General features: G+C 53.1%; 13 protein-coding genes. 4 read left to right on the top strand and 9 right to left on the bottom strand.

The window, feature by feature from the left end; translation table 11 throughout:
- The first annotated feature begins 162 nt into the window (after positions 1-162).
- Both ABLV04_RS20410 and ABLV04_RS20405 read left to right on the top strand, forming a co-directional pair.
- On the top strand, positions 163-954 hold the full coding sequence (locus tag ABLV04_RS20410) for an HAD-IIB family hydrolase (protein WP_085551845.1): 792 nt from the start codon (positions 163-165) through the stop codon (positions 952-954).
- A 198-nt stretch (positions 955-1,152) separates the two neighbouring features.
- A complete protein-coding gene (locus tag ABLV04_RS20405) occupies positions 1,153-1,773 on the top strand; it encodes a LysE family translocator (RefSeq protein WP_105490613.1) in 621 nt (206 codons plus the stop codon).
- Positions 1,774-1,833: 60 nt separating this feature from the next.
- Here ABLV04_RS20405 and ABLV04_RS20400 read toward each other — a convergent pair whose 3' ends face one another.
- The 9 genes from ABLV04_RS20400 to ABLV04_RS20360 all read right to left on the bottom strand — a co-directional run bounded on the left by ABLV04_RS20400 (position 1,834) and on the right by ABLV04_RS20360 (position 11,651).
- Positions 1,834-2,835, bottom strand: a complete 1,002-nt coding sequence (locus ABLV04_RS20400; protein WP_023289725.1) for an HAD family hydrolase — start codon at positions 2,833-2,835, stop codon at positions 1,834-1,836.
- Positions 2,832-3,845 carry a BatD family protein gene (locus ABLV04_RS20395; protein WP_085551847.1) on the bottom strand — a complete coding sequence of 338 codons (1,014 nt, stop codon included), beginning with the start codon at positions 3,843-3,845 and terminating at the stop codon, positions 2,832-2,834. Before ABLV04_RS20395 ends, ABLV04_RS20400 begins: the two co-directional genes overlap by 4 nt.
- The gene (locus ABLV04_RS20390) at positions 3,842-5,356 is read right to left on the bottom strand and encodes a tetratricopeptide repeat protein (RefSeq protein WP_147733452.1); all 1,515 of its coding nucleotides are present in this window, start codon (positions 5,354-5,356) and stop codon (positions 3,842-3,844) included. Before ABLV04_RS20390 ends, ABLV04_RS20395 begins: the two co-directional genes overlap by 4 nt.
- Positions 5,353-6,330 carry a VWA domain-containing protein gene (locus ABLV04_RS20385; protein WP_180265927.1) on the bottom strand — a complete coding sequence of 326 codons (978 nt, stop codon included), beginning with the start codon at positions 6,328-6,330 and terminating at the stop codon, positions 5,353-5,355. Before ABLV04_RS20385 ends, ABLV04_RS20390 begins: the two co-directional genes overlap by 4 nt.
- The gene (locus tag ABLV04_RS20380) at positions 6,323-6,763 is read right to left on the bottom strand and encodes a DUF4381 domain-containing protein (RefSeq protein WP_180263413.1); all 441 of its coding nucleotides are present in this window, start codon (positions 6,761-6,763) and stop codon (positions 6,323-6,325) included. Before ABLV04_RS20380 ends, ABLV04_RS20385 begins: the two co-directional genes overlap by 8 nt.
- Complete coding sequence (locus tag ABLV04_RS20375) at positions 6,764-7,669, bottom strand: DUF58 domain-containing protein (RefSeq protein WP_165458201.1); 906 nt, start codon at positions 7,667-7,669, stop codon at positions 6,764-6,766. It lies immediately after the preceding gene.
- The gene (locus tag ABLV04_RS20370) at positions 7,669-8,673 is read right to left on the bottom strand and encodes a MoxR family ATPase (RefSeq protein ID WP_348816130.1); all 1,005 of its coding nucleotides are present in this window, start codon (positions 8,671-8,673) and stop codon (positions 7,669-7,671) included. The genes ABLV04_RS20375 and ABLV04_RS20370 overlap by 1 nt, the downstream gene beginning before the upstream one ends.
- Positions 8,670-9,965: an anaerobic sulfatase maturase gene (locus ABLV04_RS20365; RefSeq protein ID WP_032452881.1), complete on the bottom strand. Its 1,296-nt coding sequence runs from the start codon at positions 9,963-9,965 to the stop codon at positions 8,670-8,672. Before ABLV04_RS20365 ends, ABLV04_RS20370 begins: the two co-directional genes overlap by 4 nt.
- A 96-nt stretch (positions 9,966-10,061) precedes the next feature.
- On the bottom strand, positions 10,062-11,651 hold the full coding sequence (locus ABLV04_RS20360; RefSeq protein ID WP_049014088.1) for an arylsulfatase: 1,590 nt from the start codon (positions 11,649-11,651) through the stop codon (positions 10,062-10,064).
- Positions 11,652-12,270: 619 nt separating this feature from the next.
- Here ABLV04_RS20360 and ABLV04_RS20355 point away from each other — a divergent pair.
- Positions 12,271-13,896 (top strand): mechanosensitive ion channel domain-containing protein, encoded by a 1,626-nt coding sequence (locus ABLV04_RS20355; protein WP_117137008.1) that lies wholly within the window; start codon positions 12,271-12,273, stop codon positions 13,894-13,896.
- A gap of 60 nt (positions 13,897-13,956) precedes the next feature.
- Positions 13,957-15,144: an outer membrane protein transport protein gene (locus tag ABLV04_RS20350; RefSeq protein ID WP_117137006.1), complete on the top strand. Its 1,188-nt coding sequence runs from the start codon at positions 13,957-13,959 to the stop codon at positions 15,142-15,144.
- The last annotated feature ends 82 nt before the right edge of the window (positions 15,145-15,226 follow it).

The following is a 15,226-nucleotide window of genomic DNA, read 5'->3' as shown; positions in this document are numbered from 1 at the left end:
ATGTACGGAGCAATAAATTTATCCTCGGACAGATAATGCCCTGGCGGACTTTCTTCGTGCAGTGAGAAGGTTTAATCACTCGAATTAATAGTGAATATCAAATGCCAAATTGATATTAACGTTTATCAAGAAAGCCATTAATATCACCAGTATGGAGGGATTATGAATTTAATTGATAGCGCTAAGAATGAAGAGCTACGGAATATTCGTTTTGTTTTAACTGATATGGATGAAACGCTGACCTATAAGGGCAGACTGCAGGCCAGAACCTATCAGAGTCTGGAAATGCTACAACATGCGGGCATTAAGGTTATTCCGGTAACGGCGGCCTCTGCCGGGTGGGCCGATCAGATGGCGAGAATGTGGCCTGTTGATGGGGTCATCGCTGAAAATGGAGGATTATTTCTTATCAGAAATAACGTCGGTGAGGGTATTAACAGGTATTTCTGGCATGAAGACAACTATCTTCTTAATCGAAAAAACATCAGCCATATTCTTTTCAAGATTCGCCAGAAATACCCCTGGGTTGAGGTTTCTGACGATCAGGATTTTCGCCTGACGAGTATTGCTTTCAAACTTCCCAAAAATCATGAGCAGACCAAACAACTTATTGACGAATTAGTGGAAAATAAATGCAGCTATACCATTAATAATTTATGGGTACTGGGGTGGTTAGGGGGATATGACAAACTCGTCATGAGCAGAAAGGTGTTAAAGCAGTTTTATGCACTGGAAGAATCTGATGAACAAGCATCGGTTTTCTACAGTGGTGATTCGCTCAATGATGCACCTATGTTCAGTTACTACAGCAAAACGTTGGGAATGAACACGATCAATGACATAGCGCAAGTTATACCATCATTGCCTCGCTGGATAAGTCAATTTCCAGGTGGTGAAGGGTTTGTCGATGGCGCGAACAGAATTTTAAATGCTAAAAGGGCAAGCATCAGTTAAGTTGCCTTCTCCGCTCTGACAGTATTAAACCGGCTCCGTTCGTTGCAACAGGTCCGGTTGTTGTATGCGTTAGATAGAGAGCTTCATGTGGGGTACTTCCCGTTATCCAGGCGGAACGCCATTCACCTTGAATGGCTCATCATTCTTGTTGCAAAAATGTGAACACTTCAGTAGCCTTGTCTCTTTCGGAGACAGGAAATGCTCGTCACTGATTCACTTCTGGCTTACACCCTCGCTGCCACTCTGCTTACCCTGACGCCAGGTCTGGATACCGCGCTTATACTGCGCACGGCGACCGCTGAAGGCGGGCGCAAAGCCTTGCATGCCGCGTTAGGTATCGATCTCGGGTGCTTTATCTGGGGGGCGCTGGTGGCCTTCGGTTTGGGCGCGCTGCTGGCGGTTTCTGAGCTGGCTTATACCTTGTTGAAATGGTGCGGCGCGGGCTACCTTTGTTGGCTGGGCATCCAGCTGCTTCTGCGTCCGCGCCAGAAATTTAACAGCAATCCGGCATCGGCAACCGCCACGAGCAACTGGTTTCTGCGTGGGATGCTGGGAAATGTGCTTAATCCCAAAATGGGCGTCTTCTACGTTTCGTTTTTACCTCAGTTTATCCCGGCGGGGCATTCCCCCATCACATGGACCTTTCTCCTGGTTACTATCCATGTATTGATTGGTACGCTGTGGTCGTTAACCCTGATTACCGCCACTCGCTATGCCGCGGGTATCCTGAAAAAAACGGCGGTAGTGAAATGGATGGATCGAACGACCGGCTGCCTGTTTCTGCTTTTTGCGGCGAAGCTGGCGATGAGCCGCCGGTAATAAAACAGGGGCCTTTGCCCCTGTTTTTGCGCTTTGCTCAGCTATCTTGAAATACAGGCTCTACGATCCCGGCTGGGTCACACACTGTGCCGGATCAAACACCGTTTTCCAGTCTTGCTTCATATCAACGACGGTCCAGCCATGCGCTTTTGCCTGCGTTAATCCATCAACCAGCTTTCCGCTGGCTGGAGGATGACTATCATAGGCATATTCACGCACGGGATCCGTATGATGCACCAGAAGGCCAAAGGGTTTGACGTCAGGATTGGCGGCGGTGTATTGCAGCATGGCGAGATCGCCATCGCTATTGCCAAATGCCGCGACAGGGCGCTGGCCCATGAAAAGGTGGATCGCCACGGGTTTATTGGCTGCATCGTCATTGAAGGCCCCCGACATTGTCTTGGTAATTTTTGTCCCTTCATCAGATAACGCGAATTCGCCAAGCGAAAACGACCCGATCACTTGTTCAGGTGGAATACCGTACATCTTTTGCGACAGTACGCGCATAAAATCGATACCGCCGCCGGAGACAATCCAGGTTTTGAAACCGTTGGCCCGCAGATATTCCAGTAGCTGACGCATCGGCTGATATCCCATCCGATCGTACTGGCAGCCAAAACGCGGGTCCTTATGCGATGAAACCCAGTTAGCAACGCGCTGATTAAAGTCATCTGTCGTCATGCCGCTGTGCGTCAGCGATAAAAGATGAATAAGCCCTTTTTCGCCGGAAGCGGCGACAGTTTTGATATCGTCTTTCAACACGGCCTGCACCAACGCGTCGCTAGACCACTCCTGGTGTTGCGGGGCCAGACGTTTGATCTCATCCAGCACGAACCGGATCTGAAACGTCAGCGGCGCTTCTGGCCAGAGGGTGCCATCATTATCAAATACGACGTAGCGTTTTTCGGCCGGAATAAACGTTGAGCGGTCTGGGTTGGTGGCACCTTGCACCCATTCTTCAATGGCGCGCTTGGCTGCCGTATCGTTCCATGCTGAGAGTGGATCTGCCACTGCGTTGCCGCAGAGGGCGAATAAAGTCAGAGCGATTAACGTACGCTTCATCGTGAACTCCTGTTATCCGGGGTCTGTCCCGGTAGCGAAAGTGGCTGCCAGAATCGGCGCCAACGGTGAGATAAGTAACGCGCGCTACGCAGCAAAGTGCGGCGGAAAATAAACATCAGCATGAGTAACGCGAGGCCGCCTGCGAGCATTAACGCATTCTGCCGAGTCAACGTGCCACGATCGCCCTTTAACGAGGATTCCGCACCGGCCGAGCGCGAAGCGGCAATTCGGTAGGTGCTGCCGGGGAGTTCAGCGGTTTGCCACTGCTGATGGGTTGTATCCCACCACCGCAATTTGATCGGCGGCAGCGTGACTTCCCCCGCAACAACAGGCAAATAGCGGAGCGTTTCCACGCGTTCCGCGCCTTCAAGATCCCCCCGACCCGAAGTCAGCAGACGATTTTCAGGCGGCAGACGCTGGGTATGGGTGCCGCTGATGGCATAGAGCAGCGGTGGGATTTGGGCGGGCATCACCTCCGTGGCTCGGACGGTGACGACGCGTTCAATAACGTCGCCGGCACGCAGCGTTTTATCTTTACCACTACGGTAAATATTGACCTTCTGGCTGAGCGAGAGACCTGAAGCGGGCAGGAAACGGTCTGGCTGTTCAATTCCTTGCGGCCAGTTAACCTGCGTTTCCAGCGCCGGTAGTTTGACCGTCACGGGCGCCTGTCCGGAGGCGGTTAACGTCATTTCAAAAGCCGGTAAACGCAGCTTACCTGCATCCCAGGCAGTGAGCTGGCGTTCCATGCGCACGCCGCTCCAGCTGGTTCCCTCGGCGTGACGGGTCAGAAGCTGATTGGGTTCGGCTTTGCTCAAGATATCGCCATTTTCGACCGGGAAACCGGGCCACTGCGGCGGCGGATTAAACCATGAATCCGTCCAGAACGTCACCGCCACGCGCACCGGTTGGCCTGGGACAACGTGTTCGGGAGCGACCAGCTCGCGCGTGACCGTCATGGCTGCCTGACAGGGAAGCGCCGCTACCAGAATTAACCAGATAAGTTTCATTGGCCTTCTCCTGACTGAGTCCGGTAGAGACTTTCCAGCAGCCCCGAAGGCGAAACGGTCAGATTTTCGTACCACTGATTCACCTGCGGATTCCCTCCAGCAATGGGCTGAATGTCCTTTTGTTCAACGCCATCGTCGGGTTTCAAATCATGCTTAATTTCATCAGGTTTGTAATCGGCTTCTTCACCTTGCGCCGACTTTTTCTCGCGTTCTTTTTGCCGCAGTTGCATGATGATCGCGGCGATTTTGGCGCGGTTCCCCTGGGCCAGCTTCCAGTCCGGGCGCAGACTTAACGCCCGGTCATAGCTGTTTAGCGCCTGCTGCCACTGTTTTTGCTGGGCATAACTATTGCCTGTCCAGAGCAGGGTTTCCGGGGTTTGTTGCGCCTGGCGGAACGCGGCGGTAGCGGCGGGGTAATTGCCCGCCCGATACCATGCAATACCTTGCCGGAGCGGGTCGCTATAATGCTGGGCCGCGCGGGCATAATCCCCCTCGGCAAAGGCACGCTGACCCTGCACATCGGGGCTTATCCAGGCATCCAGCCAGGCGGCATGGCCGGATGGCTGCCAGAGCAGCAGCGGCGCGATTAAAATCCAGCAAAAGAGCTGGCGTCGCCAGATAAACAGCATGACGAGCATAGGTATCGCCAGCATCCAGCCATCGTTACGCCAGTGTAAATCACTCCGGGCATTGTTCTGCGCGGTGACACTTTGTTGAATATGGCTCTGTATCACGGGCAGATCGTCATCATCGGTGGTCACCAGCGTGACGGGGATCCCCTCGTCTCGCACCTGCTCAAAGCGTTTAACATTCAGTCGCGTATCGGTTTCACTGGCGGCATATTTTTCAGGCAGCGCGCCCCCCTGAGCGGTTCCCGGCACCCAGATCTGCAGCGGTGTCTTTTGTGTGCCTAGCCATCTGGCGTCATCCGCACTAAGGGTATCCGCCACCAGAATAATGCTGCGCGGGGCGGTGGGCATATTACGCATGGCCAGTGAGATGGCATGCTGAAGTCCGGAACCCTCGCCAGACGGTAATAACGCGGGGGTTTGCGCATGCAGGAATAGCGAATAAAACGCCGTATCGACAGTGAGCGGGGTGGTTAGCCAGGCACCGGAGTTATACACCACCAGGCCAAATCGGGTACCCGGCATGCGCTCCATGAGGGACAGGATTTTGGTCTGCATCCTCTGATGGCGGCTGGGAGGCAGATCGCTGGCAAACATGGCGGTATCCTGTTGCAAAATCACCATCACGTTACTTTCCGTCGTCAGCGCGGCGGGAAGCTGACGCTGCCAGCTTGGGCCAGCCAGCGCGATGAGGCCAAGCATCGCCAGCCATGGCAGTACGCGGGTGAGCTTGCGCTGCCGCCCGACGATCAGCGCCTTCGCCAGCGGCTTGTCCATGATGCGCGACCAGGCGCTATGCCCGGCGGAGGGTAACCACCACAGCGCGATGGCCGGGATCAGCAGCAGCAAACGCCAGGGGTATAAAAAGTGAAAATCACTCATGCCGCTCTCTCCCTGAACGCGCGATACAGATTACAGGTCAGCAACAGAAGCAGTGCGGCGGCAAGCGGCCAGGCAAAAAGCGGTATACGCCACGACCAGCCGATGCTTTTTACCTGCACTGGCGTAATCGCGTCAATTTCTTGCCAGACCGCATCCAGCGAAGCCCCGCTATTCTCTGCCGTCCAGGCGCGCCCACCGGTGGTGCGAGCTATATCCTGTAAAAGAGCGGCATCCACTTTGTCATCGCCGTCGCTGTTCACGTCGCCAAAGGCGATGGTGTGAACCTGTACGTGATGACGGGCCGCCAGCTGAGCGGCGAGGCGAGGGGTCAGTTGTGACGCGGTGTCGTTACCATCGGTCAACAGGATGGCTAATTTACTGGCGTCAGTATCGCCGCTGGAATCCAGCAGTTTCACCGTGACGCCCAGCGCGTCGCCTATCGCCGTCTGTTGTCCCGCCATGCCAGGCGCAAGCTGATTGATACGGGTTTCCAGCGCCTGTTTATCCTCACTGACGGGCGCGAAGGGCCAGGCGCTGTTGGCAAAAATCACCAGCCCGATACGATCGGATTTACGAGCCGCTACGAATTTTTTAACGGAGCTTTGTACCGCCTGCAGACGGGTGATACCGCCCGTGACGTCGTTCTTCTCCATAGAGCCGGAAACATCAAGAATCAGCATAATATCGCGCATCGGTTTTTCAGTATGCTGCGGCGGGGCAAGCAATTCCGGGCGGGCGAGGGCGCAGACCAACAGCGACCATACCAGCCAGAACAGCCAAGTGGATAGCTTCCCGCCATGTGCAGGTTGGTTGTTAAGCTGGAGTTCATTAATCAGCCCAGGCAAAAAAGGAACCCGGACATACTCTTTCAACGAGCGCTCTTTGGCCATCACAAAGCGACTTGCCAGCGGCAGGATCAGCAGCATCCAGGCCCACGGCCAGGCGAACGCCAGACGTGAGAAGAAGTCAGACATGGGGTAATCCTTCAAGCCAGGAGCGAAGCTGCATACGCAGCCGTTCGGTATCGCCATCACTGAGCTGGTTCTCTGGCTGACAGTAGCGTTCGCACAGCTGCTGGCGTAACGCGTCATCCAGCGGGACGTTTTGCAACCATTGGGCAGGATCCAGCGCGCCGCTCACTTGCTCCCGCGGCTGATGCACCAGCAAAATACGTTTCATCAGCAGCAGCCAGCTGTCTACCGTTTGCGGTTGAGCGAGAGCCGACAGCGCCTGGCGACGCCACAGGTTTCGCCGCCATCTGGCGATGCGGATGATGAGATAAATGAGCAACAGGGCGAGCAGGATACCGCCCAGTACAAACCATCCCGGCGGTAGGGGAAACCATGACGGTGAATCGGGAAGAACCGGTTCCGCCAGTTCGGGTACCGTAAATCCTTTCTCCAGCATCTATACCTCTTTTTGAAGCTGTCTGACTAGATCCCCGGCGACGACAATCTGCTTCACCTGCACGCCAAGTCGCGTGAGACGAGACGCCTGGGCTGAGAGTCGCGCCGTGATGCTTTGTTTGATGCCGTCCTGTAGCGCAGGCGAGAGCGAAAAGGCCGCCTCTTGCCCTTCATACCGGGCGGCCAGCCGCCCGTGTGCAGGCAGGCGCAAATGCAGATCGTCGAGGATCACGAATGCAGTCACTTCCCCTCGACGGCGCAGGGCTGCCAGCAGCGCATCGCACTCGTTATCCAGATCGTGAAAGTCGCTGATTAACGCGACCCAGCAGCCGGTTGGAATTAACGGCAGAGAGTGGCGCAGAATGGTGGCCAGCGAAAGTGGGTCAGGCGTTTCCCGCGGATAATTATCCGCCACGGCGTGGTTGTACTGCACAATATCGTCGAGAAATGCGGGAAGCGTACCGTTTGGCGCGCGGCATTTACGCAGAGAAAAGTCCCGATCGCCAAAGACAATGCCGCCTAAACGATCGCCGTCGTGCCAGCTGCGCCACGCCAGCAATCCGGCAGTTTTCGCTGCCGCGACGGATTTTGTCTGAACGCGCGTGGAAAAAAACATATCCCGTCGTTGATCAACCAGCAGAAAGACGGGGCGCTCTTTTTCTTCGTTATAAAGTCGGATCCACGGCGTACGCATGCGGGCAGTAGCCTGCCAGTCAATCAGCCGGACGTCGTCGCCGGGCTGATAACGACGCAGGCTGTCAAAGTTCAGCCCGCGGCCCTGCTGGCGTGATGTACGTTCACCCCCAAGCGCGCCAGGCGGGATCTGCCCTGGCGGATTGGCGATGGCTCGCGCCTCTGCGGCGAGCTTCAGCAGCGTTTCCCGGTCAATGCGAACGGCGCTACTCATTATGCCACCACGGCATCAAGCAGCATCCGCACGGCATCGTCCGGCGTGCAGTTATCCGCGCTGGCCTGGTAGCTGAGCATCAGACGATGACGTAATACCGCTGGGGCGATCTTTTTAATGTCTTCGGGCAGCACCGCGTCCCGGCCTTCCAGCCAGGCCTGCGCTCGCCCGCAGCGCTCCAGGGCCAGCGTGCCGCGAGGACTGATGCCAAACGTCAGATAACCGGCCAGCGTATCGCTCACCGACTGTGGATGACGACTTAAGTCTACCAGGTTGACGATATAATTTTCGACGGTCGGGGAGACGTGAATAGCGGAAATAGCCTGCCAGCATTCAGCGATTTCCTGCTGACTCAGCATGAGCGTATCGGTCTGTTCTGGCTGTGCTGATGCGGTACTCGTCAGTTGTTGATACTTTTTCTGCTGCTCGGCGCGCACCAGTTGCATCACTTTCTGTTCATTGTCTTTTGACGGATAGTGCACCAGTACCTTCATCAAAAAACGGTCCAGCTGGGCTTCCGGCAGAGGCCAGGTACCTTCCTGATCCACTGGGTTTTGCGTGGCCAGAACCATAAAAACACCGGGTAAAGGCCAGCTTTTGCCCGCCACGGTGACGTGACGTTCTTCCATAGCTTCGAGCAGCGCGGACTGCACGCGGGCCGAGGCGCGGTTGATTTCATCGGCGAGGATGATATTGCCGAACACCGGGCCGGGACGGAAGCGGAACTGATCCTCTTCACGGATGGCGTTTTGCTGATAAATTTCGCTGCCGGTGATATCTGAGGGCAGAAGATCAGGCGTGAACTGAATACGACGGTAATCCCCCTCAACGTGGCGGGCAAGTTCGCGTACCGCGCGCGTTTTCGCCAGGCCCGGTAATCCTTCAAGCAACACGTGTCCGTCGCACAACAGGGCGACTATCAACATGCGCACCAGTTCTTCCTGACCGAGAACCTGTTCGTTCATGCGTTGCTCAAGCTGCAATAACTTCTCTCGATTTATCATCGGCGTAGCCCTGCAAAATCACGTTTAATTAAAGTGGCGATGCCCACCAGGATCGGCTCGGCATAGTTGAAAAAGGCCTTAATGCCCGGGCAAAGATAATTCAGTCCCAACTCGCCGTCCGGTGCGCGCACCAGGCGGTTTTTCGGGCATTCGCCCCAGCACAGCTTCAGATAAGGGCAGGCTTTACAGTAGTTGGGCAGCGTGTCGCGCTTGCCCATACCAAACGCTTTCTGCCGTTCGGAGAAAGCCAGATGCGAAAGCTGAGCATGCTCAATGTTGCCGATCTGATATTCCGGGTAGACATAGTGATCACAGGAATAAATATCGCCGTTTTTCTCAATCGCCAGCCCTTTTCCGCAGAATTCTGAGTGGGTGCAAATTTGCGCCGGCATTCCCATTGTCTGGGCGACCGCCGTTTCAAACAGATTGACCTGCACGCGGCCCAGGTCGTTATTCACCCACTCTTCAAAAACGGCAATCAGAAACGTGCCCCAGTCTTCCGGGTCAACCGACCAGTCGGTAACAATGGAGTCGAGGTCGCCGGGACGCGCGCGGCGGCTACCGGTGAGCGGGATGGCGTCATCCTGCCAGAATTGCGGCGCGGTTTGTTTGAAATCAACAGGTTCGACGCAGGGATTAAACTGTACATAGGTCGCACCCAGTTCGCGGGTGACGAAGCGGTACACTTCCAGCGGAAAGCGGGCGTTGGTCCGGTTTACCGTTACCAGCGCGTTAAATGGGACGCCGTGACGCTTCAGGGCCTCAACGCCCGCCATCACTTTGTCAAATGTCGGTTTGCCGCTACGGGTCACGCGATAGCGGTCATGCAGTTCTCGTGGGCCATCAATCGAGAGTCCCACCAGAAATTGATGTTCTTTTAGAAATTCAGCCCATTTATCGTTTAACAACACGCCATTGGTTTGTAAATCATTCTCGACACGCTGTCCGGGCTTCTGGTACTGCTTCTGAAATTTCACAACCTTCTGGAAAAACGCTAACCCCATCAGCGTGGGTTCGCCGCCTTGCCAGGAAAATACCACCTGGTCACCGTCCTGACCGTCAATATACTGGCGAATGAAATTCTCCAGCACCTCGTCACTCATTCCGGTATGTCTGTCCTGATGCAGAAGCTCTTCTTTGTGCAGGTAAAAACAGTAGGAACAATCGAGGTTGCAGGTTGAGCCGGTTGGTTTAGCCATGACATGAAAGCGGCGCTTGTATTCTGGCCCTTTGCCGTCATATTTTTCCGCCGACGGAAGCGCCTTAACGGGTAGTGTGGTGCTGTACTTCATATAGCAGACCCCTGAACAGAAAAACAAACAAAGCGCAGATTGACTGCTCTTCAAAGCACGAACAGACTGCCGGGGCAGCCTGTCCGCAGGCTTTCATCATTTATTGATATTTGAGCCTTGTTCCAGCATTGCCGAAGCATCAGAGATCGTGAATGAACCTGGCTTCTGACGTGGTGGGAACTCCTTAAAGGTGGCCAACATTTCTTTGGCGTACTTCTGCGCGCCGCCCATCAGGAACATACGATCGTAGAACCAGGAGTTGTATCCCATACCGTCGCTGCCTTTCTCCAGCGGGTCAACTTCGAGATCAAAGATCATTGGCGCACGCAGTTTGGTGAACGGATAACGCCACAAATCAAGACCGGTATGCTCCTGAATCATGAAATGCGCTTTCCAGCGTCCATAGCGCATAGCCAGCAGATCGCCGTCATCGCTCCAGTAGAAGAATTCTTTACGCTGATCCTCGCCTTTGCCCTGCAGGAAGTCGAGCTGGTTATAGCCGTCGAGATGAACTTTATAAGTAATAGATGGCGTTTTATAACCTTTTAAAAGCTCTTGTTTGATATTAGGGTTACCCGCTGCGGCAATAAGGGTAGGGAACCAGTCGTAGCTGGCAAAAATATCATTAATTAGCGTGCCTGGTTTAATATGACCTGGCCATTTGATCATCGCAGGGACGCGGAAACCGCCTTCCCAGCCCGTATTCTTCTCGCCACGGAACGGTGTGATACCGGCATCTGGCCAGGTCGCGGTCATGGGGCCGTTGTCAGTGGTATAAATGACGATCGTATTGTCTTCAATGCCGAGATCTTTAATTTTCTTCAGCACTTCGCCAATCATTTTATCGTGTTCAACCATGCCATCGGCATAGGTCCCAAGGCCCGTTGCACCAATGCTGGCATCTTTCAGGTGGGTTTTATTGTGCATCCTGGTGGTATTGAACCAGGTAAAGAACGGTTTGTTGGCCTTAACCTGGCGCTCCATGAAGTCATTATTCGCAGCCAGGGTCTCTTCATCCACGGTGCCCATACGCTTCACCGTTAATGGACCCGTATCTTCAATTTTGCCGTCTGCGGTACTCTTAATTACGCCGCGCGGACCAAATTCCTTACGGAAGGCAGGATCTTTCGGATAGTCTGAGTTTTCTGGCTCTTCTTCGGCATTCAGGTGGTAAAGGTTACCCAGGAATTCATCAAAGCCGTGAGCGGTCGGCAGGAATTCATCGCGATCGCCCAGGTGGTTTTTACCAAACTGACCGGTAGCGTAGCCCAGCTGCTTAAGGATGTTCGCAATGGTTGGATCTTCTTTTTGCAGACCCTGAGGTGCGCCCGGCATTCCGACTTTACTCATCCCGGTGCGGAAAGGCATCTGGCCGGTAATAAACGATGAGCGTCCTGCGGTAGAGCTTTGCTCAGCGTAATAAGAGGTGAACTTGGCGCCTTCGGCAGCAATACTGTCGATATTTGGGGTTTTATATCCCATCATGCCCTGGTTGTAGGTACTCAGGTTCCAGTAGCCGATATCATCGCCAAAAATTACCACAATATTTGGTTTAGCGGGATCTTGTTTCGGGGCATTCTCTGCGGCGGTCGTTGCGGGTGCTGCATGGACAGTGGAAACCACGCCAGCCGCTAACGTCAGCATGCTGGCAATCACGGTCCTTCTAAAGGGGACACTTTTTTGCATTAGGGACACTCCAGTCTTTATGATGGCAAGTTGAGTATAGACGGGTAAAAACGCTTACATTAATTTTAGTAATAAAATTAATAGGCTTGACGAAAAATCACGTATCGTCAATGAAATATTACTAGCGGTTATAGTGAATTCTCTGTCACTCATCGGAAAACCAGATTAATTCAAAAGCGCGACTATATAAAAGGAAATGTTGTTTATTAATAAATTAGCGGCGCTACGGCATCCCGCGTCAGTTACGAAGCATCACTTCCATCGTTGCGTCAAATAAATGGAAGGAAAATCCGAATATCCCTTTAACTTATTATCATGCAAAAGTTTAGTGTATTCATGCTGAATCGATTAAATAATCGTATTATTTTATAGACTACGTATTATGCATTACTGGTGAAAAATGTTATCTTTTGGGCAATATTGATGTGAACTCACTTTCAACATCGAAATAGTCGGTTGTATCCGTTAGTCGGCGGGGGGAGAGATATAAGATAGGCGAACAATATCTTCTGGTGCGTATTGCAGAAGTGAACGGCTAGTCTATGCTCAATTATTAAAGAGAAATAGTTCAAAACTTTTCAGAACAATAACAACAATGTTTCGTGGGTTGAGGGTGGAAATGAAGCAAATTCTGTTCATTTGTCTGGCGAGCTTGTTCACGATAACAAGTTTCATTTCGCATGCCGCAGAGCCACGACAGGAGGCGACGCCGCAAGAGCGTGCCCGTACAGTATATATCTTTCATCAGCCGATAGTCATGCTGCAGGCTAAATTTGGACTTACCACGCCGGAAGAGCGGGTATTGCGAATTAGAAATACGCTGCGGAATTTCACTGAGGAGGATGTTCGCCAACCTCTCAAACTGGTATCTGTTACCCGTTATAACCAGCCTGGAAAACTCATCGTGATGAACGGTAAGCCAGTTATGCTGCTTACCGAAGGTGATCTTGACGAAGGGGATGACCTCACGCTCGATCAGGCCGCGCAGCGGGTTATGGCGCGTATGGAGGCGCAGAGAACCGCTCTGCGCGACCAGTATAACCGCAGCTGGCTGGTGCTTTCCGCCATAAAAGCCGTTGGAGGTCTGCTTGGGCTAGTCGCGCTTTGGTACGGTGCATACCGCTCATGGCGCAGGGTAAAACAGCTATTTCGGCGACGTATCATCGAGAATCGTAGCTGGATCCCCCAAAGCTGGCGACGCTTTATCGGTGCTATCGAAGCGCGACTTTATGCCATATTCATGCTCTTGCTGGGCGTCATAGCACTGTATGTCTGGCTGAGCTGGGTATTAAGCCTGTTCCCATGGACACGCGTATGGGGAGCCTCACTGGGCGATTGGTCTGTGCGCGCTTTTCAGGGCATAGCGCTTGCTGTGGTATCTGCCTTGCCGGGCCTGATGATCGTGCTGATTATTTTTATGCTAACCGCTGTGATTTTGAAACTGCTTAAAGTGGTTCTCAATCAGGTGGCAGCAGGGCGTTTGCAACTTCCTGGCATTCATCCGGAAACGGTCGGGGCGACTCGTAAACTGATCGCTGTGGTGGTATGGCTGTTTGCGCTGTCAGCAGCGTACCCCTTTTTGCCTGGCGCTAACTCGCTCGCGTTTAAAGGGATCAGCGTCTTCTTTGGTCTGATGTTGACGTTAGGTTCCGCCGGGGTGATGAACCACGCCATGAGCGGTCTTGTACTGATTTATTCCCGTGCGCTGCGCAAAGGCGATGTCATACGCGTGGCCGATAACGAAGGGCTGGTGAGTGAAATTGGTATGTTGGCCACCAAGATCATTACCCGAGAAAATTACGTGGTCACGGTGCCTAATGCGGTGGTTGTGAGTGGAAAAATCACCAATTTGAGCGCACATGCTCACGGTGGCGGCATCAACCTGACCATCAGCGTGACGATTGGTTATGACACACCCTGGCGACAGGTTCATGCCATGCTAGAGCTCGCCGCCAAACGGGCAAGCTCAGTCGATCCGGCTCAACCACCGCTGGTACGCCAGCTCAGTTTGATGGACTGGTATATCGCCTATGAATTACAGGTACAACTGAAAGCAGGGCAATCATTAGCCGCAGCACGCAATGAGCTTTATAGCCATATTCAGGATGTATTTAACGAATTCAATGTACAGATTATGTCTCCGAATTATGTTATGCAACCTGAGGGTTCAGTCACTGTTGCCAAAGAAAACTGGTATTCAGCCCCGGCGGTTCCTCCTGATGGCAATAAAAATGTGAGTGCGTAACTTATTTCCGTCCTTCCTGACAGAGAGGGACATTTTGTAATATAAATTGGCAGATAGCGCATGAAAAAATTGATACTGGTATGTTTTGGGCTCCTTATTTCGCAGACCACGCAGGCGAGCGCACTCTACTTCTACGAAATTGGCACAGAAGATACGGCACTGGCAGGCGCAGGGCAGGCTGCTCGCGCTCAGGATGCATCAACGATTGTCACCAACCCGGCCGGGATGACTCGTTTGCCTGACCATATGTTTACCGGGGGAGTTCAGGCGATGGACGGTGATGTATCTTATTCACTTAACGATGACGCCGGACGTAAGAGCCCTGGGGATATTATGCGCTTCTTCCCTAATGCCAGCGCATTCTATGCGCAAAAAATCAATGATGATCTCTATGCTGGCCTCGGCATTTACGGCAACTATGGCCTGGGGATTGACTTTGGTCAGTGGGCTGGGGACAGATTAATCAAGAAAAGCACCATGGTGGCGATGACACTCAGCCCTTCAATAGCTTACAAATTAAGCGATAGAGTGTCTGTGGGCGGCTCTGTAAACATCAACTATGGCTTCCTGTCATTAACACGTAACGTCGATAATACTGATGAAACGCAGAAGGATCACGACTGGGCGTTAGGGTATCGTCTTGGCTTGCTGATGCAGCTGACGGAACAGACCCGGCTTGGTATAGCATGGACGAGTAAGACAGAATACGATTTTGATATTGATGGTAAGGCGCGCTTGCCGAATTTAGCCAACGTTGAGTACGAGCTTCCTGTCTCAGCGCAGGTACGCGCGCCTCAGCAAATTATGCTGAGCCTGGTGCATGATATCAATAAACAATGGTCGGTGATGGGCGATCTCGGTTGGCAGGACTGGAGCCAGTTTGGCGCCCCACAAATTGCCGTGGCGGGGCAGGAACTGGATAAAAAGAGCCGTCTGAAGGATTCCTGGCATACGGCATTAGGCGTGCAGTACCGTCCTACCGAACAATGGCGTCTCAACGCTGGTGTTGCCTTTGACAGCACGGTATACAATTCGCAGAGTGACGTAGCGCTCACCTTACCGACGGGTGATGAATGGCGTTTTGCCACAGGCGCCCAGTACCAGATTACACCGCAGAGTAATATTGGCGTCGCCGTCTCCTACTTGCATATGCAATCGTCTCACGTTCAGTCGCCTGCTATCTATAGCGGTAGCTACAACCACCCATATTTATGGTTTGCTAATGTAAACTATAGTTATCAATTCTAATGGGCTGATGTCTTTGCCGTGCAATGCGCGGGGAGGGATGCACAAATGATTTTTTGTGCCCTCGTAAAGGGACATCACCGCC

It is taken from the genome of Klebsiella sp. JN_Kp127, from assembly GCF_040062505.1.
Classification (GTDB): Bacteria; Pseudomonadota; Gammaproteobacteria; order Enterobacterales; family Enterobacteriaceae; genus Klebsiella; species Klebsiella quasipneumoniae.
Note: the sequence above shows the minus strand (reverse complement) of the source record. Positions and strands in the feature narration are given on the sequence as shown.